The sequence below is a fragment of the Mycobacterium sp. ACS1612 genome (assembly GCF_001667505.1).
Lineage (GTDB): Bacteria > Actinomycetota > Actinomycetes > Mycobacteriales > Mycobacteriaceae > Mycobacterium.
This window is the reverse complement of record NZ_LZHZ01000063.1, coordinates 13,391-35,567: the sequence shown is the minus strand read 5'-3', so window position 1 is coordinate 35,567 and position 22,177 is coordinate 13,391. Positions and strand designations below refer to the sequence as shown.

Genomic DNA, 22,177 nt, shown 5'->3' with positions numbered 1-22,177 from the left:
AATGCCCCCGCGGCAGAGCTGGGCTTCGCACCGATCTGCGGCGGCTGCCGCGCCGATAGCATCGGGTCATGGCCTTTGTGCTGCCGCCTGCTATCTCTGCAATGGAAAGGAGGGTGTTCCATGGCAAACTCGCTACTCGACTTCGTGATGTCGCTGGTGCGTGACCCCGACGCCGCCGCAGCCTACGCCGCTGACCCGGCGCAGGCCATCGCCGGCGCTAATTTGACCGATGTGACCAGCGTGGACGTCAACAATCTGATTCCCGTCGTGTCCGAGTCGCTGTCGATGGCGGTGCCGTCGACGGGGGCTGATGCGCTGGTCGACGACCATGCCAGCAATGTGTGGACAAGCGGGGCCGCGACCGCCGCGTTCGATGCCTTTGACGACCACGTGCCGACGGTGGCCGTCGACGACGTGCACGCGGTGGCCGCCAATGTCGTCGACGATCCCGGGGCCGCGGTGCAGGCCGGGGTCGACATGCTCGGTGATGCCGGTGTGCCGGACGTGGCAGGCCTCGACGACACGTCGCTGCAGTTCGACGGCCCGGTCATCGAGGATGCGCCGGCCGTTGACGCGCCGACCGAGGACACCTGGAGCCACCCGGCCCCCGACGATCACCACCTCGACGCCGACGGTTCCGGTTTCGACATCTTCGACTCGTAGGCGATTCCTGACCATCGACAGCACCTCGAAATGCGCGGTCCGCTCGGACCGCGCATTTGTGCGTTGACGTGCAGGAATATTAGGACCCCTAATGGCCCCCTAATCCCCTAACGATCCCCAAGTCGGCATCCCGGGAGGGATGCCGGTGGGGAGGGGATTCGGCCCCGTTTCTGAGATGTCGTCGGCTCCATAACGTTGTCAGCAGTTCGCCGGAGCGCCCGGTGACCAGGACCCCCGAAACACACAAGAAAAGGACCACAGAAATGACCAACGTGATCGATTGGATTCTCGACCTCTTCCGCGACCCGGTTCAGGCCCAGGCCTTCGTCAACGACCCCGACCGCGCGATGGCCAACGCCGGCGTGCAGGGTGTGACGGCCGCTCAGGTGAACGCGGTGGCCGCCACCGTGGCGCCCGCCGCGGTGCTGCACGGCGGCGGCGATCCGGTGCATGGCTTGCGGCAGGCGGTGGCCGAGACCCACGGCTTCGCTTACGAGCCCACGTTCGCTCCGGAGACGCTGAGCAACAACGACACACTGAGCCACAACGACACCCGACTTCTGAGCCCCGAGACCAACGTGGTCAACCACGCCGGTGAGGACCAGCAGCAGGGCGTCGGCAACGTCGACCTCGACTTCGGCGACATCACCTTCGGTGACAAGACGACGAACACCGCCGACCACGGCAGCGTCATCAACACCGGCACCGCCGGTGACATCGACAACACCAACGTCGAGGGCGACGGCAATGTGGTCGGCGACGGCAACGTCGGCGCCAACACCGGCGACATCCTCGCCGGTGAGGGCTCGACCGTCCAGGCTGGCGGCGTCGGCAACACCAGCGACAGCTCCGGCAGCATCCACAACAGCGGTGATGGCGACGTCATCTCGGGCAACGACGGTCCGGTCGTCAAGACCGGCGACATCGACACCAGCGGTGGCGGTGCGGTCGGCGGCGACGGCGGCCACGGCGGCGGAATCCTGACCGGCGGTGGCGGCGACGGCGGCAATGCGACCGGCGGTGCCGGTGGCCCGGTCGTCATCAACGTCCCGACCGACCAGTCCACCAACACCGGGGGCGGCGACGTCACCAACGTCGACACCGGCGGTGGCGACATCTCCGGCGGTGTGGACGCCAGCCACGACGACAACTCGTCGAACAGCCACAACACCGACAACTCGACGCACGACAGTCACGACACCACCACGGTCGACAACTCCACCGACATCCACCAGGGCGTCGACGTCGACCTGTTCTGACCAGGCGACAACCGAATAGCGCAACTGGCGGGGACCCACCCATAGGTCCCCGCCAGTTGGCACGCCTACCGTCGTAGGTACGGAAGGGAACCCATGACGCAGCCGAATGACCCCCGCAAGGTCAAGGTCATCGTTGAACTGATCGACCACACGAGCAAGATCGCCGAGGCCCAGGGACGCGGTGATCTTGTCGAGCGGATGGCACGGGCCAAGGAGCGGATCAGCGACCCCCAGATCCGGGTGGTGATCGCCGGGCAGCTCAAGCAGGGCAAGAGTCAACTGCTCAACTCGCTGCTGAACGTGCCGGTGTCGCGGGTCGGCGACGACGAGACGACGGTGTTGGCGACCATGGTGTCGTTCGCCGAGCAGGCCACCGCGAAGTTGATCGTCGCGGGCCAGGAGGACGGCGAGCCCGAAGAGATCGAGATCCCGATCGCCGACATCAAACAGGATCTGCGTCGCCACCCCGCGGCGGGCAGCAGACAGGTGCTGCGTGTCGCGGTGACCGCGAACAGCCCGCTGCTCAAGGGCGGTCTGGTGTTCGTCGACACCCCCGGCGTCGGCGGCCTCGGCCAGCCGCACCTGTCGGCCACGCTGGGGCTGCTGCCCGACGCCGACGCGATGCTGATGGTCAGCGACACCAGCCAGGAATTCACCGAACCCGAGATGACGTTCATCCGGCAGGCCTTCGAAATCTGCCCCGTCGCAACGATTGTCGCCACTAAGACGGATCTCTACCCACACTGGCGCCAGATCGTCGAGACCAACAAGGCCCACCTGCAGCGGGCCGGCCTGTCGATACCGATCATTCCGGCGTCGTCGCTGCTGCGCAGTCACGCGATCCAACTGAACGACAAGGAACTCAACGAGGAGTCCAATTTCCCGGCCATCGTCAAGTTCCTCAGCGAGAAGGTGCTGTCGCGGGAGAACGACCGGGTACGCGACCAGGTGCTCGCCGAGATCCGTTCCGCCGCTGAGCATTTGACGCTGGCAGCCGACTCCGAACTGTCTGCGCTCAACGACCCCGAGGCCCGCGACCGGCTGAAGGCCGATCTGGAGCAGCGCAAACAGGAGGCGCAGGACGCCCTGCAGCAGACCGCGCTGTGGCAGCAGGTGCTCAACGACGGAATCGCCGATCTGACAGCCGATGTCGACCACGATCTGCGTGCCCGGTTCCGTGCCATCAGCCAGCACACCGAGCACGTCATCGACAGCACCGATCCGACCCACCACTGGGCGGAGATCGGCGCTGAACTGGAGAATGCGATCGCGACGGCCGTCGGCGACAATTTCGTGTGGGCTTATCAGCGGGCCGAGGCACTCGCCCAGGAGGTGGCGCGGACATTCGTCGAGGCCGGTCTCGAGGCGATCAAGATGCCGCAACTCGACGCCAGCGAAATGGGCGCGAGCTTTGGCGAATTGAAGTCGCTGGCCAGGTTGGAGGCCAAGCCGATCAAGGCCGGGCACAAGGTGGTCACCGGGATGCGCGGCTCGTACGGCGGTGTGCTGATGTTCGGCATGCTCACGTCGTTCGCCGGACTCGGCATGTTCAACCCGCTGTCGTTGGGCGCTGGTCTTCTGTTGGGGCGCAAGGCCTATCGCGAAGACATGGAGAACCGGATGCTGCGCGCCCGCAACGAGGCCAAGCTGAACGTGCGGCGGTTCGTCGACGACGTGTCGTTCGTCGTGACGAAGGAGTCCCGCGACCGGCTCAAGGGAATCCAGCGCCAACTACGCGACCACTACCGCGGCATCGCCAACCAGACCACCCGCTCGCTCAACGAGTCGCTGCAGGCCACCATCGCGTCGGCGGCGTTGGAGGAAAACGAGCGCAACAGCCGAATCCGCGAACTGGAACGCCAGCTCAACATCCTCAAACAGGTGACCGAACATGCCGTCAAGCTGGCGCCGGGTGCCGGGCAGGCAGCCCGAGAGCCCGTGGGGACCACGTAACGCTCTAAGCTGGATCTCCGGTCATTACCGAGTGGAGACGGCGCCAGATGAGCACGAGCGATCAGGTGCGGGCGATCCTGGGCGGCACGATCCAGGCGTACCGCAACGATCCGGCGTACCGGAATCGGCCTGATGTGCACAACGAGTTGGAACGCATCGGCTACCGGCTCAATCAGCCGATCCGCATCGCGCTCGCCGGCACGCTGAAGGCAGGCAAGTCCACTCTTGTGAATGCCCTTGTGGGCGAGGACATCGCGCCTACCGACGCCACCGAGGCCACCCGCATCGTCACCTGGTTCCGGCACGGCCCGATCCCGAAGGTGACGGCCAACCATCGTGGCGGCAGGCGGTCGAACGTGCCGATCGCCCGCGCTGGCGGCCTGACATTCGACTTCGCCAGCCTCGACCCGGAGGACGTCGTCGATCTCGACGTCGAATGGCCCGCAGCCGAATTGATCGATGCGACGATCATCGACACCCCGGGCACGTCCTCGCTGAGCCGCGACGTCTCCGAACGCACACTGCGGTTGCTGGTGCCCGATGACGGCGTTCCGCGCGTCGACGCGGTGGTGTTCCTGTTGCGCACGCTGAACGCGGCGGATATCGCGCTGCTCAAGCAGATCGGCGAGTTGGTCGGCGGGTCGACAGGCGCACTCGGGGTGGTCGGGGTGGCGTCACGCGCCGACGAGATCGGCGCGGGTCGCATCGACGCGATGCTGTCGGCCAAGGACGTGGCCAAGCGGTTCACCGCCGAGATGGACAAGACCGGCATCTGCCAGGCCGTCGTGCCGGTGTCCGGTCTGTTGGCGTTGACCGCCCGCACGCTGCGGCAGAGCGAGTTCGTCGCGCTGGAGAAGTTGGCGGGAGTGGATGCCGCCGAACTCACCAAGGCGATGCTTTCAGTCGACCGCTTCGTGCGGGAGGACAGTTCGTTGCCTGTTGATGCCGCCACCAGGGCCGCGCTCCTGGACCGGTTCGGCATGTTCGGCATCAGGATCTCCATCGCGGTGTTGCGCGCCGGCGTCAGCGATTCGGTGGCGCTCGCCGACGAACTGTTGGAGCGCAGCGGTCTGGTCGCGCTTCGCGATGTGATCGACCAGCAGTTCGCGCAGCGCTCGGATCTGCTGAAGGCGCACACCGCGCTGCTGTCGCTGCGACAGTTCGTGCAGGCCAACCCGATCTACGCGACGCGCTACATTCTCGCCGACATCGACCCGCTGCTTGCCGACACCCATGCGTTCGAGGAGCTTCGGCTGTTGAGCGCATTGCGTTCGCGCCCAACGACTTTGAATGAGGACGAGATGGCGTCGCTGCGGCGCATCATCGGTGGTTCCGGCACCGACGCGGCCAGCAGGCTGGGGCTGCAACCCGACGCGCCCTACGACGGGCCGCGGGCGGCGTTCGCGGCCGCCCAGCGCTGGCGCCGCCGCGCCGACCATCCGCTCAACGATCCGTTCACCACACGGGCCTGCCGCGCGGCGGTGCGCAGCGCCGAGGCATTGGTCGCCGAATACGCGGCGAGGGGCCGCTAGGGCGACGGCGAAACCGTGACGGTCTGAGTGACCGTGCTGGTGCTGATGCTCGTGCTGACGCTGGGTTCGGTCGTCGTCGTGGTTGTCGTGGTTGTTGTGGTGGTCGTCGTCGTGGGCTCGGTGGTGGTGGTCGTCGCGGGCTCGTCGGTGGTGGTCGGCTCTGTGGTCGTGGTGGCGGCCGTGGTGGTCGTAGGTGCGGTCACCGATGTGGTGGTGCGGGTGATCGGGGTGAGCGTGGTCGCGGGCTCAGGTGCGTCGCCGCCGGTGAGGAGTTTGACGAGGCCGAAGATGATCAGCGCGATCAGCACCGCGCCGATGGCGCCGAAGGAGACCAGCGCAGCGGGTTTGCGGTACCAGGGCACCGGTTCGGCGGTCGGCGGGCCGTAGTCGCCGTAGTTGATGTAGGCGGTCGGCTGGTTGTCGGGGTTGTTCGGGTCGTCGGGAGATCCGTAGCGCGCCACGGGCTGATAGTAGGCGGTCAGGGTTGCGGATAGAGCGTGCGCGTCACATTGGTGCGTGGGCCGCGCCGCGTCGTCGACGGTTCGGAATCCTCGCCTGGCGGAGGGGTGTACGGCTGGGTCCACGCGGTGCGGGTGGTAGTCGGCGATTCGGTGCTCGAGGTGTCCGACGACGACGGGGTGGTCGACGACGGCCCGTTGATGTCGGTGGTCACTGGCGGGCTGGTGCTGGTGATCGTCTCGGTGGTGGTCGGGGTCGCCGACTGGCTCGCGGTCGCCGAGAAGGTGGGCTCGACGTAGTTCAGCGGGGCCTGTTCCGGCTCGTTGGCCTGGCGCGCCACGAAGGTCACCGCCGCGATGAGGATGCCGATCAGAGCCAGGCCGGCCACGCTCGCCCCGATGACGTTGGGCGTGCGGTTGTACCAGGGCGTCTCCGACGACTGGTCGTAGTCGTCGGGCTCCTCGCCTGCCATGGCCAGTGATAGTAGCCCTGGCTTGCGGCAGTTAGCCGGGTCAGCCGAACTGGGTGACGACCTGGCTGGCGAAGAACTCCAGGTGGTCGAGGTCGGACATGTCGAGAAGCTGCAGATAGGTCCGCTGCACGCCGGCCTCGATGAACGCCCCCAGCTGGTCGGCGATCTCGCCGGGTGTGCCCACCAGCGGGGAGTTGCTGCGGAGTTCGTCGACCTCACGGCCGATGGCCTCGGCGCGCCGCGCGATCTCGGCCTCGTCGCGGCCGGCGCACACGACGAACGCTGCCGAATACGTCAACGCGTCCTCGGGTCGGCCCGCATCGGCCACCGCGGCGGCGACCCGTTCGAACTGGGCCTTCGTCGCGTCCAGCGGTGCGAACGGAATGTTGAACTCGGTGGCGAACTTCGCGGCAAGCGCGGGTGTGCGTTTGGGTCCACCGCCGCCGATCACGATCGGTGGCGGCGACTGCACGGGCTTGGGCAGCGCCGGGGACTCCACCACCGTGTAATGCGCTCCGGTGTAGTCGAACTTCTCGCCGACGGGCGTTGCCCACAGGCCGGTGATGATGTCGAGTTGCTCTTCCAGTCGGTCGAAGCGCTCACCCAGCGACGGGAACGGGATCGCGTAGGCCTGATGCTCGGCTTCGAACCAGCCGGCACCGAGACCCAATTCCACGCGGCCACCGCTCATTTCGTCGACCTGCGCGACGGAGATCGCCAGCGGTCCTGGGAACCGGAACGTGGCGGAGGTGACCATGGTGCCGAGCCGGATCGTCGACGTCTCCCTGGCGATGCCCGCCAGCGTCACCCACGAATCGGTCGGGCCTGGCAGCCCGTCGCCGCTCATCGCGACGTAGTGGTCGGACCGGAAGAACGCCGAATAGCCCAGCTCCTCGGCAGTTCTGGCAACCGCAAGCTGATCGGTGTAGGTGGCACCCTGCTGGGGTTCGACGAAGACGCGGAAATCCACGACCGCAAGCGTAGAGGCGCGCTGGGCCGCCGTCGACCGAAGACCCCTGACATGACCCGCACAGGTTGGCGCTGGCACACTGTACGAATGGCTCAGATAACGCTTCGTGGAAACCCGATCAACACTGTCGGCGAGCTGCCCGCCGTCGGATCTCCCGCCCCCGAGTTCACGCTCATCGGTACCGATCTCGGCGAGGTGACCAGCGCGCAGTTCCGCGGTAAGCCGTTGTTGCTCAACATCTTTCCATCGGTCGACACTCCCGTGTGCGCCATGAGCGTTCGCAAATTCAACGAGCGCGCGCAGGCCAGCGGGCTGAACGTGCTATGTGTGTCAAACGATCTGCCCTTCGCGCAGAAGCGGTTCTGCGGCGCAGAGGGCATCGAGAATGTCATGACGGCGTCGGCGTTCCGTGACAACTTCGGCCAGGACTACGGGATCGCGCTCGCGGACGGTCCGATGGCAGGCCTGCTCGCCCGCGCGGTCGTCGTCATCGACGCGGACGGCAAAGTCGCTTACACCGAACTGGTGCCCGAGATCGGCACTGAACCGAGCTACGACGAGGGATGGTCGGCACTCGGCAGTTCGGTCTGATCCGTTGGCCACGGACGCAATTCGCGCCGAGACCGTCACCATCACCGGACACGGCGGTGACGAGATCGAGGCCTACAGCGCAGTGCCGCTCGCGGCGGGCTCGCGCGGCGGTGTGGTGTGGATTCACCACATGCCCGGCTACGACCGGGAGACCAAGGAGTTCGTTCGCCGGTTGGCGGTGGCCGGATATCACGCGGTGTGCCCGAACCTGTACTCGCGGGAGGCGCCGGGAGCAGATCCCGACGACGCCGCGGCCACCGTTCGTGCGGCGGGCGGGGTACCGGACGACCGACTGGTCGGCGATGTGGCGGGCGCCGCGGAGTATCTGCGGGGCCTGGACGGCGCCAACGGCAAGATCGGCGTGATCGGCCACTGCTCAGGCGGCAGGCACGCGTTCCTGGCGGCCTGCTCGCTGCCGTTGGACGGCGCGGTGGACTGCTACGGCGCGTTCGTCGTCGAAGATCCGCCGGAAGGCATGCCCGCGAACATGAAACCGATTCTCGGCCTGGCTCCCAACCTGAGCTGTCCGCTGCTCGGGCTGTTCGGCAACGACGACCGCTACCCAGCGCCCGACGCGGTGGCCACGCTGGACGCCGAATTGACCCGGTTGGGCAAGGAGCACGAGTTCCACTCCTACGACGGGGCAGGCCACTCGTTCTTCTCGGTGGATCGCCCGGCGTACCGGGTGGAAGCCGCGCTGGACGGCTGGCGCCGGATCGAGGACTTCTTCGCCAAGCAGCTGAAGGGCTGAGGTAGATGTGCACGTATCTCACCGAGAAGATCGAGGTCGACGGCAGCGGTAAGGGTGCGACGGGCTGGTTCGGCGCCAGCCAGGCCACCGTCTACGTCGACCATCCGGTGCACGCCTCCTACGGCCACACCGTCAACATCGACCTGCTCAACCCGGCGTTGGGGCCGTCGGCGCGAGTGGCGCTCGAGCTGACAGAGGAATCGGCGCTCGCCCTCGCCGAGGCGATACACCGGGCGATCGCCTCGGCCCCGGCGGGCCTGGCGTCGAAGCACCAGACCGTTTAGCTCACAAGCTGCGGCGCGCGGCGCGCACCGCCTGGGCGGCCTGCGCGTCGGAGAATGTCAGCCGCACCTCGTCGCGGCCGGACAGGAACAGCAAGAGCTCCGGCACCTCGCCGGTGACGATCAGGTCCTGGCCGTGTCCGACGGCGGCGACGGTCTTACCGTCCGGGGTCTTCAGCGCGACGCGGGCGGGGGCTTTGCCAAGGCTCAGCCGGGCCATCAGCGGGAGCCCCCGGCTCAGCGCTTTGGCCAGCGTATCCTCGAGTCGCCTTGGCTCCCATCCTGTTTGGGCGCGCCGAACGTCCTCGTGATGGATGAACATCTCACCGAGGTTGGCGACCGGATCGAGAAGCTTGAACGGCGAATACAGCGGTGGGCCCGATGCGACCTTCTTCAGCAGGCCATCCCACCCGTTGGCCTCGGTGACCTGACGTTGCACGTTGGCGGTGTAGCCGGCGAGAAACGGTACGGCCACCCCGGCGGTAGCGTCCAGTCTGCGTTCGCGCACCACGAGGTGGGCCGCGAGGTCGCGGGTGGTCCAGTCGCCGCAAAGGGTGGGCGCGTCGGGACCGACGGCGCGCATGGTTTCGACGAGTGCGGCGCGTTCGCGCTGGGCTGCGGTCATTGCTCGACCTTAGAACGCCTGCACGCCGTCGATGGCCACATTCATCCCATGGCCGGTCCGGTCGTTGGTGAACCGGGTGCCGTCTTCACGGGCGTCAACGGTCCAACCGACAGCCGAATACGTCTTGTAGTCGAGCGTGACTACTGGAATATCGCCCAAATTGCCGACGACCCAATTGATTTGGCCGTCGGTGGTGACCCGGACACCGGTGGCGGGGATTCCGCCGACCACCGGCGGATTGGTGAACTGGGCCTCGCAGTCGACCTCGTCCTCGTTGAGCTGGCACCGTGTCCTGCCCGACTTCGTCTCGATGAACACGTAGCCGTTCTCGGGTGTCAGCACCTGTGCACCCGGTGGCTCAGCGGTGCTCGTGGGCGTGAGCGTGCTCGGCGGCGCGGCCGTCGGCCTCGGCGGCCTGCTGGTCGAAAAGCTGGGCTCGGTCGGCTCGTTCGGATTGATGACAGCGGTTCCCGGCGTGATGGTCTGGCAGCCGGTCAGCACTGCGCTGAGCGCGACAACGACGGCCAGGGTCGCTCTCATCCAGTGCCCCCCATCGCGGCGTAGCCGTCGGCGAGCGACCGCAACGCCGCGGCGCCGTCGCCGGTGTAGGACGAGCCGTGCATGATCGCCAGGGTAGTCGGATGCAGGTCGGCGAGTTGATGCAGCGTGGGTTGCAGGTTCGTCGTCAACCCGGTCGCGTGGAAGATGTTCTCGGCCGCTATTGCGGGTGCCACGCAGTCGGATTCAGTCACCGGTACGGGGTTGCCCACCTGCGTCATCAGGTCCCCGGCGAGCAACGTCGACGTGGTTTCGTCGAACCACAGCCCAGCCTCCCAGTTGTGCGGCACGTGGGGGGTCGGGATGAAACGCAACCGATGGCCGCCTATGTCCAGTAGCCCGTCGGAGGCCTGTACGGGCGGCCTCTCGCACATGTCGATCAACGACAGCATGCATGCGAGAGCGCCGTGGGTGACTTCGGGGTTGGGTGCGGCCGCGAGCAACATGTTCATCGCGCCGCATTCGTCGGCCTCGAGGTGGCCGAAGGAAATCCAGCGCAACTTCTCGACATTGATCACGCGGTTGATGGCCTGCGACACCAGGCCGAAGAGTTGCCGCTGTCCGCAATGGAATAGGAACGGTTCGTCACCGGTGAGCAGGAACTGATTCATCGTGAACCCGTGCTCGCCGATGTCGGGAATCCAGGTGGACAGCCGGTAGATGTCGGGTGCGATCTCGGCGACGGTGGTCTCCATGGCTCGATCATCACTCCGCACGACGACGCCTGCGGTCGTATGGCCGATGAGCAGATGCTCGCGCGACACGGAGTTTCCATTCGGCAAGCGCAGAAGCCCGAGAAGGTGTTCACTGTGATGACCGTCATTCGGTCTATCGAGGTGGGTCTCATGGCACGCATTGATTTGTTTGCAAAGATTCCATTGATCGGGATGTCCCTGGTGTTCCTCGCGATGTTCATCGTCGCGGTCACTGCCTATCTGCACGCCGGTTGGTACTCGATCATCGGCTACGCGATCGCGGCCGTCGTCGCCGTGTGCGGCTTCGTGATGACCTTCCGCGACGTCAGCGATACGCCGGGGCCGCCGGAACAGTGGGACGCCCGGGGACATCCCATCGATCCCGCATCGCGCGGTAACTGACGAGAGCGAAAGGGATCTGATGACCACCGCACCCAAGCAGTCGGTGTACGACAACTCCGCGCTGACGGCGGAGGACCAGGGCTACCACAAGGGACTCAAACCCCGGCAGCTCCAGATGATCGCAATCGGCGGCGCCATCGGGACCGGGCTGTTCCTCGGCGCGGGCGGACGCCTGCACAACGCGGGGCCCGGTTTGTTCCTGAGCTATGCGTTCTGTGGCGTCTTCGTGTTCCTGATCCTGCGCGCTCTCGGTGAACTCGTGCTGCACCGACCGTCGTCGGGATCCTTCGTCTCGTATGCGCGCGAATTCCTCGGCGAGAAGGCAGCTTTCGTCGCAGGCTGGATGTACTGGTTGAACTGGGCGTTCACCTCCATCGTGGACTCGACGGCCATCGCCACCTATGTGCACTACTGGAAGGCGATGGAAGCTGTGCCGCAGTGGCTGATCGCGCTGATCGCGTTGGCGGCCGTGGTGAGCCTGAACCTGATCTCGGTGACGCTGTTCGGCGAGCTCGAGTTCTGGGCGGCGGCCATCAAAGTCCTTGCGCTGCTGACATTCCTGGTTGCCGGCACGATCTTCCTTGCGGGTCGCTATCACATTCAGGGACAGGCAACCGGTTTCAGTGTGATCGCCGACAACGGCGGACTGTTCCCGACCGGCCTGTTCCCGCTGGTGATCGTCATGTCCGGCGTTGTGTTCGCCTACGCCGCAGTCGAACTCGTCGGAACCGCGGCCGGTGAGACGGCTCATCCGCACAAGATCATGCCGCGGGCGATCAACTCGGTGATCGCGCGCATCGCGGTGTTCTACGTCGGCTCGCTGTTCCTGCTGGCGCTGCTTCTTCCGTACACCACGTACAAGGCCGACGAGAGCCCGTTCGTTACGTTCTTCTCCAAGATCGGAGTGGATGGCGCTGGCACGGTGATGAACGTGGTGGTGCTGACGGCAGCGTTCTCCAGCCTCAACGCCGGGCTGTATTCGACCGGCCGGATCCTGCGCTCGATGGCGATGAACGGCAGCGCACCGAAGTTCACCGCGCGGATGTCCAGCCGCGGCGTGCCGTACGGCGGCATCTTCCTGACAGCAGTCGTCGGGCTGTTCGGCGTCATCCTCAACCTTCTCGTGCCCGGTGAGGCGTTCGAGATCGTGCTGAACATCGCCGCGCTGGGCATCATCGCGTCGTGGGCCACCATCGTGATCTGCCAGATTCAGCTCTTCCGTTGGTCGAAACGCGGCATTCTGGAGCGACCGTCGTTCCGGTTGTGGGGCTCGCCGTATACCGGCTATCTCACGTTGGCGTTCCTGTTCGGCGTCGTCGTGCTGATGGCTCTCGACCCGCCGATCGGCACGTGGACCGTCGCCACACTGGTGATCATCATTCCGGCGCTCATCGCCGGTTGGTTCATGGTCCGCGGCCGGGTGTTGGAGATCGCGCGGGAACGCGAAGGGTTCACCGGGCAGTTCCCGGTCGTCGCGAACCGCCCGCTGCCGCCCGACAAGGACGATAAGGACAAATGATTCCGGCGGCCACCTAGCCGTCGGCGCCGTCGCTGCCGGGGTGTTGGAGACGCCGCCGCTCGCGGTGCCACCGGTGCCGCCGGTGCCGTTTGCGCCCTGGAAACCGCCCTTACCGCGGCTGCCGTCCTTGGCGCTACCGGTGACCGTGCTCGGGAAGTCAGAAGTGTTGTGTACCTGCGCATCACGGCCGTCGCCGCCGTCGCGACCGTCGCCGGTGCTGTCGCTCGGAAATGTCGGTCCCGCGACGCCGCCGTGGCCGCCTGCCCCACCGATGGCGGAGCCCACCTGGACGCTCTTCAGACTGGTGAGGTCGGTGGTGACAATCGAACCCGTGTAGGCGTAGCCGCCCTCGCCCCCGTCCTTGTTGACGCTGCCGCCGCCGTTGCCGGCGCACCCGCGGTCGCGGTGGCGCCGTAGGTGACTGCGTCGCCGCCTTCTCCGCCCACACCGCCTGCGCCGCCGAAGGTCCCGCCGTCACCGCCGTTGCCGATGAACAGTCCGCCGTTGAAACCGTTGGGATGCCCGCGGTGCGGTACCCCAATCACTGGGTGTACGCCACGTGGACGCCGTCGATGTGACCCTCGAACGGGGATGGAGCACGGTCGCGATCGAGAGATGATCGCTGCGACGCTGGCGTTCTCAATAACGTGTCGGTCGGTGATTCTCATTACGCTGTCAGATTGTTCGTTGCAGACGAGTGCCAATTGCGAGCGTCTGATTCTGCGTGCGGACGCCGACGCCGAGTCTGGTCCGAGACCGACTTTTGGAATGTGGAGAAAACTCGGCCGAGCTACCTACGGGCGAGTTGTCTCGAATGTGGTCTATTTCGAGACAGCCTTCAGTTCTGTTTGCGCCTGGTCGATTTGGTCGTAGGCGTACGTAACCATGACGGCGGTGGTCATCGTCTCACCCGTGCGGGCGAGCGATTCGTAGGTCTGGTCGCCCAGAACATCGCGCAGGTGGGCGCTGGCGGTGGTGATCTCGGGGACCGTCGCCGCGGTGAGTGGACTGAGCGCGAACCCGGCGACGGTGGCCGCCGGTTCGTAGCGTCCGAGCCGGTCCAAAAGAACGGCGAGGACGGCCAGCGGGCCGCGGATCACGGTGGCGTCGCCCGCGTTGTGGTAGTTGCGGATCGCCAGAGTGAGGTGATCGAGCGCGGACAGTGTGTCGCCGTATTCGGCCTCGAGGCGGGACACAGCGGCCGCCAGGATTGAGGCGTCGGCGCGGTTGCCGCAGTCTTGAGCGATCGCCAGACCCCGACGGTGGGCGTTAAGCGCCGCGACGGGATCAGCGTCACGGAAGGCTGCACCGTAGGCAACGAGCGCGAACGAGAGCAAGGACGGGTTGCCTGTTGCCTCCGCAGCCTCGATGAGGCCATCCGCGGAATCCATCGCCTCCCCACCGCAACCGGCCAATGAAAGAGCGGCAATCATCCATGACCGGATGAGGACGGGGGTGTCGCGGCGGCGTGCGAGCTGGGCGCGGCACCACTCGGCCAACCGCTCGGGCTGCCCGATGACTAGGTATGCAACTCCAAGCCAGCTTTCGATGCCGTGCGGCAGCGCCTCGCGGCTCCTGCTGACAACGATCTGACCGGCGTCGCAATAGCCGACAGCCGCCTCGATCCGTCCGGTCGCGTAGCACAGCGACGCAATCGCGTACAGGAACGCCAGCCGCGGGTGGTCGACCGCGCGTGCGGGCCCGATCAGCTCTTCAGCCCAAGCTATCGGCTCATAGGTTTGGACCCCGACGCCTAGCCACCCCGCACAGGTGGCGATGGCGACGGCCACATCTAGATCTCCATGGTCGGCAGCCCACCGAAACGCCGCGCGCAGATTGGGCAGCTCGACGGTGAACCAGTCATAGGCCTCCCGCTGGCGGGGGCTGTCCCACAGGGCCAGGACGTCGGCTTCGCGACCGGCGAAGTACCTGGAGTGCGCGGCCCGAATCTCGGATGCTTCGCCGCGGGCGACGAGTTGTTCCTCGGCGAACTGGCGGATCGTCTCCAGCATCCCAAACCGGGTCCGCCGCGAAGATGTGTCCGCGACCAGCAGCGACTTTCGCACCAGCGCATCGAGCAGATCCAGGGTGGCGAAGTCGTCTGGGGCGTCTGGGAACCGCGCTAGGGCGCAGGCGCTGTGCAGGTCGAATCCCCCGGCGAACACCGAACACCGCTCCAGCAGCGCCTTTTCCGCGTCGTCGAGAAGGTGGTAGGACCACGCCACTGCGTGGCGCAGTGTTTGGTGGCGTGCCAGGCCGCGCCGGGAGCCGACCAGCAGCCGCAACCGCTGATCCAGACGATCACGCACCTCGCTGGCGGTCATCGACGCCATCCGCGAGGCCGCCAACTCGATGGCTAATGGGATCCCGTCGAGGCGGCGGCAGATCTCGATCACCGCTTCCGCCTCGTCGGGCTGGCTCATCGAGAAGCGCGGCACAACACTCCCGGCCCGTTCGGCGAACAGATTCACCGCTGCCGAGTCGACGCCTGCCTCGACATCCAGCGAGGGCACCGGCCACAGTTGCTCGTCGGCGACACTTAGTCCTTCGCGGCTGGTGGCCAAAACCGTCACCGTCGCCGAGTGTGCCAGGATGGCCTCGATCAGCTCGGCGGCGGCGTCGAGAACATGCTCGCAGTTGTCGAACACCAACAGCCGGACCCTGCCCTCCAGCGCGGCGGCCACCGACTCACTTACGCTCTTGCCCGGTTGTTGAGTAATGCCCAGCACCGCCGCCACCGCGTCGGGTACTGCCGCCGGATCGGTCACCGCCGCCAATTCCAAAAACCAACCACCATCGGGGAATTCATCGACAAGCCGCGCCGCGACCTCCAAAGCCAGGCGGGTCTTACCAACCCCACCCACCCCGGTCAACGTCACCAACCGATGAGCCTTCACCGCCGCTTGCAGCTCGGCGACCTCCGACTCACGCCCGATGAAGCTCGTAGTCTGCGGCCGCAAGTTTCCCGGATTCGAATCGACTCCGCGCAACGGCGGAAAGTCGGTAGGCAAACCGGGTGCTTGCAGCTGAAACACCGTGATCGGGACCGATACATCGCGCAGGCGCCGTGGCCCGAGGTCCACGAGATCCACGCCGCCGAGCAGACCCGCCGTCGAGTCAGCCACGAGAATCTGACCGCCGTGCCCAGCGGCCATCACCCGCGCCGCCCGGTTGAGCACCGTGCCGAAGTAGTCCCCGCCGCGCAGCTCTGCCTCGCCGGTCGCCAACCCCATCCGCACCGGCAACTCCAGTGCCCGCTGGGCAGCGATGGCTGCTTCGACAGCAGATCTCGGTGAGGCGAACGCGGCAGCCACACCGTCGCCGGTGTGGCTGAACAAGAAGCCTTCGTGTGCCTCAATCGCGCTGCGCAGCACCTCGTCATGCGCGATAAGGGCCGCCCGCATCGCATCCGCGTCCGCTTCCCACCGACGGGTCGAACCCTCAATATCGGTGAACAGAAACGTCACAACCCCCGAGGGAGCAGCCGCCGTCATGGCATCGCCTCGGCCATGGCGCAGTAGCGATCGTGATAGTCGAGATAACCGGCCTCGTCACCACGTGCCCTCGCCAGCAGTGCGCGCCCACGCAACACCCAGATGTCGAGCAGCGTCAAGCGCTCGTCGGCGGGCGAGGCGGCTAACCGCTCGATGGCGTCGTCGGCTTCCACCATGTCGCTGTCGGCCCCGCTACCGTCCCCCGTGCCGCCCACGACAGTATCGTTTCACCGCTGGTCGGTGATGTCCGTCATATCGCTGCCATCTCCGAGACGAAGTCTTGAGACTCTCGTAAGTGGTCTTTTCCGAGACGTTGTGGTTGCCGCGTTCTATGCCATTGCAGCATTAGCAGTTCAGGGCAGCTGGTATTCGGGCCATCGATGCGGCTGAGGGCACCCACGTTTGAGTGACGGGTCGGGCGCTGCTGATCGTCTGCTCCGCAGGGGACGCTAGACCGTGCCGCAGGGCATGTGGCACTACAGAAGACCCAGACCGGGGACTCAGTAATCCAGCACGGAGATCGGCGGGAGCTGCAGTGGTGCACTACTGAGCTCCGTCGCACCGCGCGCGAGCAAGATCTTCCTCGCGGAACACACGACGTCCGACGGGTGACCATCGTTCCGCCAGACATAGGTGGAGCAACGACGATGGGTACCGCAAAGCACATCGGTCGCGTCGGTGGTTTGGCGGTTGCGCTGGGAATAGGGGTCGCGGTCGTCAGCACTCCCGCAGTGGCGTTGGCCAAACCGACGGATTCCGGCGCGAGTTCTTCATCCCGTTCGTCATTGTCTTCGAGTTCGTCGGAGGACTCCGGCTCGACGTCGCGCGGCGCCGCGACCGCAGGGACCAAGGCGGTGTCGGGCCCGTCGGCTTCCGCGCCGTCGATGGCGTCGGGATCGACCGAGGCGCCTGCAGGAAACGCAATCAGCCCAGCGGCGTCAACATCGTCGTCTCGCGGTGCGACGCGTTCGGCCGTCCCAGGTGTGAAGGTGGCATCCGAGCATGCCGAAACCGCGAGATCCGACAACCGCGAATCGCCCTCTTCTTCCGAGGCGGCCACACCGACGGCAAGCACCCCTGCCGCACTCGATACGTCCACGGCCGACGGACCCGCCGTGAACCAACCTGTCAACAGCACGAAAGCCGGCGGGACAGATGTCACCTCACGGCAGCCCCACTTTTGGTCGGCCATGTCGGACAAGGCATCCGGGCTTGACATCCGCCCGGCGGCCCCGATGGCGGCGTTCGCCCCACAGGCGGTACGCCCCAGCAAGATTGACGCCACGAAGGTCGCCAGTCGCACCGGCTCGCAGCTCAGCGCCAAGCCGGTTTCAGAAGCGCACGGGGCGCTAAGCACATACGCCGCAGCACAATCCTGGACGGATGCCGAACACAGCGCGGTGGCTGCCATGCCGACCGCGGCTGTGCGGCCGGCCGGTGTTGCCTCGAGCACGGTGGCGAGTTTGGTCAACGCGGTCTTGAACCCGATCGCCGCCGGCGCTCCCGTCGTGCCCGTCGAGCCGCCAATGATGTTGACACTGCTCGCGTTTGTGCGCCGCGAGTTCGAGGGCACCGTCTCCAGCGAATCGCCGACCGTCAACCCGCTGGCCGGTCAAATCACCAATGGGCTCGTCACCGGCACCACGGCGCTCGATGACCAGTCGGCAAATCCGGCAATCGTTGACAAAACTGCCCCACTTGCGGGCGTGTCGGACCTGACCTTATTCACGCACCTCAACGCCACCGCAGCGCCTGCCACATTCACCGGTGAACCATCATTTGTGTCTCAGGTCTTCACCGCGTTTTATCGGGCCGTGGGTGCGGTCGGGGATTTCTTGGGTGTGGATCTCACGACCCCATTAGGACATCTGTTATCGAGTGACAGGCCGCTGTGGTTTACCACGCTGGGGCTGAACGTGCAGCGTAGCGAGTTCGACGGCATACCGGTGTGGACGTTGCAGTCGCCCTGGTCAACGTCGGAAAAGGTTGTCGTGGCCATTCCCGGGAGCGCGTTCGTTTGGCCGCCGACGGTCTTTCATTGGTTCAACTACGCGGCCATGGCGCGCAACACCGGCGCCACTGTGATCGTGCCGATCTACCCCGTGGTGCCACAGGGCGGCACCGCCGCCACGGTGGTGCCTGCCATGGCGGACCTGATCTCGTCGCAGATAGATCAACGCGGGGCCGAGAACGTCAGTGTGTACGGCGACTCTCTCGGCGGCACCATAGGGCTTGCCGCGGTGCAGGAGTTGGTGCGTCGCGGTGACTCAGTGCCGTCGCACATGGTGTTGATATCACCGGCGCTCGATCTCACATTCAATAACCCGGCGATTCAGTTTGTCGACGACCCAGTGTTTTCCGGTCTCTTCTTCTCGAATGTGCGCGCGAACGCGCAACTTTGGGCCGGGGACCTCGATCTCACCGATCCGCTGGTCAGTCCCCTTTTCGGGTCATTGGCTGGGCTTCCTCCGACCGCACTCTACTTCGGTAGCCGGGAAGTCCTTGCGCCTGATGGCCTTGTCCTCCAAGACATTGCCTTGGCGACGCCGGGTGCAAACTTCACCTTCATCCTGCGCAACGGTGAACTACACATCTGGGCGGTCAACGTGATTTTGCCCGAGACGATTGCCGTTCTCCCGGACATCTATCAGCAGCTAGGCATAGCTGCGTGAGTGGTTCGCACGGAGATCTGAACCCGTGCCGCTTGGCCAGTTTTCAAAAGCCAACCGCCGAAGCGTAGATTCCTCACTTCATAGCCTGGGCCATTGCGATGTGGCCTTCGTAGTCAAGCGATTCCGCCATCGCTCCGTAGCGATTCAGCAAATCCCGGTAGGCAACGCCGTCACCGCGGGCCCCAGCTAGCAGCGTGCGCAGCCGTAACAGCGTGATCTCACGAACCGCCGAATCATCGGACCACAGGTTGGCCAACCGGTCGATCGCGTCTTCGGCTTCGGCCAAGTCCTCCTCAGTGCACCGCTCCAACAGCGTCTCCACAAGAACGCCGGCGCCCCAAGCCCCGTACCCGAGCCGTCCTTTTCCGTGCAGGTCGTCGACGGCTTTGCGCATCACCGGTATGGCGGCATCGGTATCGCCGCGCCTGGCCCGCTCCCGGGCAATAAACAAATCGAGAATCGGGAGAAAGAAGAGGCCATGTATGCGCAGAAACGTGTCGCGGGCCCGCGCCATAACCGCCAGTCCGCGGACACGGTCGGCCGTGGCGTCCCGGCTCAGCAGTGTGACACCCAGTGCGTAGTAAGCCAAGCTCAGTGAGACATCGTTGCCGGATTCCTCGGCGGCCTGCACCGCCTCCTCGCTCGCGCGCACTGCGGAGTCATCGGCCCGAAGCACCCCATAGTGAATCGCGTCGGCGTAGGCCCAGGTGACGACACCGGCGAAGGTTGCCTGGGTGCTGCGTCGGGCCATCGCGACGGCGTCATCCAGGTCCTGTCGCCAACCCGAATACCCGAACCACCACCGAGCCACGCCGCGATAGACCAACGCGACCGCCAACGGTGATCCCACCCCGAACCCGGCGCCCATGACGGGATCGCCCGCCGCCAGGTCGATCACGGTCTGTGACCACCGTGAGATCTCGCCGAATTGACCGGCGTCGAACCACACGCAGAACGGTCCGAACGACAATCCCACCGTCGGGGCGGGGTCACCGATTGACTCGAGCAGCGCCATCTGTTCAGATGCCAGCCGCGAACCCTCACGCGAACACCCCGCGTAGAGGAGCTCGGCTTCCGGCCCGGTCATTCCGATCGCCAATGAGAGCTTGTCCCCTGCCGCGTTGCATAGCTCTCGCAGCTCCGCGAAGCGGCGCTGGCTCTCTTGGACTGCGCGGGTCAATCCGCCGGTGGCACACAGCATTGAGCGGGGGGCAATACGCATCGACAGCTGGTCGGAGTCATCGGGAGGCAGTGAGTCGGCGATGCGGCGGCCCCGCTCCCAACTGACCCGCGCAGCCGCGAAATCGCGGTCGATCAACCACGCGCCGGCGCGCATATGCCACTCATACGCGGTGCGCAGCTCGCCCGCCGCTTCGAGGTGTTCGGCGATCAGCGTCGCGTTATGGTCCACCGAGCCCGGGGCACGCACCTGAATCGCGGTGGCCAGGCGCCGGTGCCATTGGGCGCGATCGGATTTCAGCTGCGATTCGTAGGCCACCGCCCGGATGAGCGGGTGGCGGAAGGCGTACTCGGGGCTCGGGGTGAACCGAACCTGATCGATCAGCTCCGCGCGGAGCAGCTCGTCGAACACCGCATCGATGCCCAGCGCCGCAAGCAGCCCCGTATCGAAGCGGGCTCCGATCACCGACGCTGCGTTCACAGTTCGCTTGGCTGCGGTGGTCAGCCGGTCGATGCGTGCCTCGATGGCCGCCTGAACAGTGGGCGGCACGCTCAAATCGGCGACATCCGCGCGGCAAACATACTCACCGTGCCCGCCTGCCAGCACCCCGCGCTGAACCAACTCGCGCACCATCTCCTCGGCGAAGAACGGATTCCCCGCGGCCCTATCGCTGATCCTCGCCACCAGCCCACCGACCGAGGGATCCGAACCGAGTAAGTCATTCAGAAGCGCTGTGGTCTCCGAATCATCCAACGGTGCAAGCATTATCGTGTGTGGATCGTGCGCCCTGGTGGTCAGGGTTCCCTGGTATTCGGAGCGGGAGGTGATCAGCACCATGAGTTTGGTTTGCGGGATAACGGTGAGGAAATCACCCAGCATCGACTCGCTGACCGCGTCAATCCAGTGCGCATCCTCGATGATGTAAAGCCGTGGTTCGGTGCGCGCGAGTGTCGCGGTGTTGAGCAGCGCGGTCAATCGGCGCCGCCGGGCATCCCGGTCGATCTGCGGCAGCGGCACCTCGGGGTCAGCGATCCCGAGCAAGTCATCCAGCAGCAGCAGATCCTCCGGATCGGCGTCGGGGACTTGTGCGCGGACCCGGGAGCGGGCGGCTTCGTGGTCGAGGTCAGCAACACCGGTGTGTGCGCGCAGGAGTCGCCTCACCGCGTGGAACGAGACGTCACGAGCGTGGGACTCGCAGAAGGTCCACACCACTTCGACCCCGCGAGCGGCGGCCAGCGCCGCAGCCTCCCTCGCGATACGGCTCTTACCAATGCCCGGCGGTCCCACCACATTCACGACAGCACCGTGGCCATCAATCGCGCCGTCGACGAGGGCATCGATGGTTGCCATCTCCGAGCGTCGACCCACCAGGCCGGCCTCGGCGCGCCCGAGCAGGCCGTCCCGGTGGCCGATCGCCACCAGCCGATGCGCGGGGACGGGCGCGTCAGCACCTTTGATACGCACCAGTTCCGGTTCAGCCACGACAGCGACATGTTCAACCAGCCGAAAAGTGGACTCGCTGAGCATCACGCCACCAGGCGCTGCGACTGATTCCATCCGTTGTGCCAGCCCGACTTGCTCACCGACCGCGGTGTAACCCAGTGCGCCCGAACCGATCTCACCTGCGATGACCCGACCGGAATTCAACCCGACCCGCACCCGTAATGTCATGCCGTCGCGGCGCTCGACGTCGGTGGCCAGGCGAGCGGCTTCGTGCTGGACTTCCAAGGCCGCGAGACACGCTCGCGCGGCGTGATCCTCCAGCGCTATTGGCGCGCCGAACAAGGCCATGATCCCGTCGCCGGTGAACTTGTCGACAGTGCCGCCATACCGCTGCACTACGGCGGCGCTGCGAGTCACCAATTCACTCATGATCTCGCGCAACCGCTCGATATCAAGGGCAGCCGCGATGTCCATCGAGCGCACCACGTCGGCGAACAGCACCGTCACCTGCTTGTACTCGGCCGCATCGGTCGACGGCGCGAGCGGGGACCCACACGCCTCGCAGAATCGCGCGCCCTCGTGCGGCACGACTCCGCACGACCGGCAAACGTTGCCTGCCGGCATCACGGCCGTCTTCGCTTTCGCGGTCCCCGCTGAC

The 22,177-nt window shown here is 66.0% G+C and carries 18 protein-coding genes and 1 pseudogene; 10 read left to right on the top strand and 9 right to left on the bottom strand.

From position 1 onward, the window contains the following. Nucleotides 1-120 precede the first annotated feature (120 nt). The 4 genes from A5724_RS25500 to A5724_RS25485 all read left to right on the top strand — a co-directional run bounded on the left by A5724_RS25500 (nt 121) and on the right by A5724_RS25485 (nt 5,407). On the top strand, nt 121-663 hold the full coding sequence (locus tag A5724_RS25500) for an IniB N-terminal domain-containing protein (RefSeq protein ID WP_067808902.1): 543 nt from the start codon (nt 121-123) through the stop codon (nt 661-663). Between the two features lie 263 nt (nt 664-926). Further along, entirely contained in the window at nt 927-1,922 is a 996-nt protein-coding gene (locus A5724_RS25495) for an IniB N-terminal domain-containing protein (protein ID WP_067808900.1), read from the top strand. Nucleotides 1,923-2,015: 93 nt separating this feature from the next. Then, entirely contained in the window at nt 2,016-3,875 is a 1,860-nt protein-coding gene (locus A5724_RS25490) for a dynamin family protein (protein WP_067808898.1), read from the top strand. 47 nt (nt 3,876-3,922) lie between these two features. Continuing rightward, nucleotides 3,923-5,407: a dynamin-like GTPase family protein gene (locus A5724_RS25485; RefSeq protein ID WP_067808896.1), complete on the top strand. Its 1,485-nt coding sequence runs from the start codon at nt 3,923-3,925 to the stop codon at nt 5,405-5,407. Here the strand turns inward: A5724_RS25485 and A5724_RS33945 are convergent. Genes A5724_RS33945 through A5724_RS25470 form a run of 3 tightly spaced genes read right to left on the bottom strand, consistent with a single transcriptional unit; the run spans nt 5,404 to nt 7,308 of the window. Continuing rightward, on the bottom strand, nt 5,404-5,868 hold the full coding sequence (locus A5724_RS33945; protein ID WP_067808894.1) for a hypothetical protein: 465 nt from the start codon (nt 5,866-5,868) through the stop codon (nt 5,404-5,406). The two genes, A5724_RS25485 and A5724_RS33945, sit on opposite strands and share 4 nt — an antisense overlap. Before the next feature lie 17 nt (nt 5,869-5,885). Next, entirely contained in the window at nt 5,886-6,338 is a 453-nt protein-coding gene (locus tag A5724_RS25475; protein WP_067808892.1) for a hypothetical protein, read from the bottom strand. 40 nt (nt 6,339-6,378) lie between these two features. Further along, nucleotides 6,379-7,308, bottom strand: coding sequence for an LLM class F420-dependent oxidoreductase (locus tag A5724_RS25470; protein WP_067808890.1), 930 nt, complete (start codon nt 7,306-7,308; stop codon nt 6,379-6,381). 87 nt (nt 7,309-7,395) lie between these two features. Between A5724_RS25470 and tpx the strand changes: the two genes are divergently transcribed. Genes tpx through A5724_RS25455 form a run of 3 tightly spaced genes read left to right on the top strand, consistent with a single transcriptional unit; the run spans nt 7,396 to nt 8,934 of the window. Next, nucleotides 7,396-7,899, top strand: a complete 504-nt coding sequence (tpx, locus tag A5724_RS25465) for a thiol peroxidase (RefSeq protein ID WP_067808887.1) — start codon at nt 7,396-7,398, stop codon at nt 7,897-7,899. 4 nt (nt 7,900-7,903) lie between these two features. Continuing rightward, nucleotides 7,904-8,650, top strand: coding sequence for a dienelactone hydrolase family protein (locus A5724_RS25460; RefSeq protein WP_067808885.1), 747 nt, complete (start codon nt 7,904-7,906; stop codon nt 8,648-8,650). A gap of 5 nt (nt 8,651-8,655) precedes the next feature. Beyond that, nucleotides 8,656-8,934: a DUF6295 family protein gene (locus A5724_RS25455; RefSeq protein WP_067808883.1), complete on the top strand. Its 279-nt coding sequence runs from the start codon at nt 8,656-8,658 to the stop codon at nt 8,932-8,934. A gap of 1 nt (nt 8,935) precedes the next feature. On the opposite strand, the gene A5724_RS25450 is transcribed toward A5724_RS25455, so the two are convergent. The 3 genes from A5724_RS25450 to A5724_RS25440 are packed head-to-tail and all read right to left on the bottom strand — an operon-like array spanning nt 8,936 to nt 10,809. Next, entirely contained in the window at nt 8,936-9,556 is a 621-nt protein-coding gene (locus A5724_RS25450) for a TIGR03085 family metal-binding protein (protein ID WP_067808881.1), read from the bottom strand. Between the two features lie 9 nt (nt 9,557-9,565). Then, nucleotides 9,566-10,096, bottom strand: coding sequence for a hypothetical protein (locus A5724_RS25445; protein ID WP_067808879.1), 531 nt, complete (start codon nt 10,094-10,096; stop codon nt 9,566-9,568). Further along, the gene (locus A5724_RS25440; protein ID WP_067808877.1) at nt 10,093-10,809 is read right to left on the bottom strand and encodes an MBL fold metallo-hydrolase; all 717 of its coding nucleotides are present in this window, start codon (nt 10,807-10,809) and stop codon (nt 10,093-10,095) included. The genes A5724_RS25445 and A5724_RS25440 overlap by 4 nt, the downstream gene beginning before the upstream one ends. A gap of 150 nt (nt 10,810-10,959) precedes the next feature. On the opposite strand from A5724_RS25440, the pseudogene A5724_RS25435 reads away from it, so the two are divergent. After that, nucleotides 10,960-11,139: pseudogene (locus A5724_RS25435) on the top strand (hypothetical protein); the annotation flags it as partial. A 91-nt stretch (nt 11,140-11,230) separates the two neighbouring features. Next, nucleotides 11,231-12,730: an amino acid permease gene (locus A5724_RS25430; RefSeq protein ID WP_067808875.1), complete on the top strand. Its 1,500-nt coding sequence runs from the start codon at nt 11,231-11,233 to the stop codon at nt 12,728-12,730. Nucleotides 12,731-13,551: 821 nt separating this feature from the next. Here the strand turns inward: A5724_RS25430 and A5724_RS25420 are convergent. Then, nucleotides 13,552-16,224, bottom strand: a complete 2,673-nt coding sequence (locus A5724_RS25420; protein ID WP_067808871.1) for an AAA family ATPase — start codon at nt 16,222-16,224, stop codon at nt 13,552-13,554. Next, entirely contained in the window at nt 16,221-16,439 is a 219-nt protein-coding gene (locus tag A5724_RS25415) for a hypothetical protein (protein ID WP_067808869.1), read from the bottom strand. The genes A5724_RS25420 and A5724_RS25415 overlap by 4 nt, the downstream gene beginning before the upstream one ends. Nucleotides 16,440-17,213: 774 nt before the next feature. Here A5724_RS25415 and A5724_RS25410 point away from each other — a divergent pair. Next, on the top strand, nt 17,214-18,896 hold the full coding sequence (locus tag A5724_RS25410) for an alpha/beta hydrolase fold domain-containing protein (RefSeq protein WP_197518782.1): 1,683 nt from the start codon (nt 17,214-17,216) through the stop codon (nt 18,894-18,896). Nucleotides 18,897-18,969: 73 nt separating this feature from the next. Here A5724_RS25410 and A5724_RS25405 read toward each other — a convergent pair whose 3' ends face one another. Beyond that, nucleotides 18,970-22,143, bottom strand: coding sequence for an adenylate/guanylate cyclase domain-containing protein (locus tag A5724_RS25405; RefSeq protein ID WP_067809488.1), 3,174 nt, complete (start codon nt 22,141-22,143; stop codon nt 18,970-18,972). Nucleotides 22,144-22,177 lie beyond the last annotated feature (34 nt).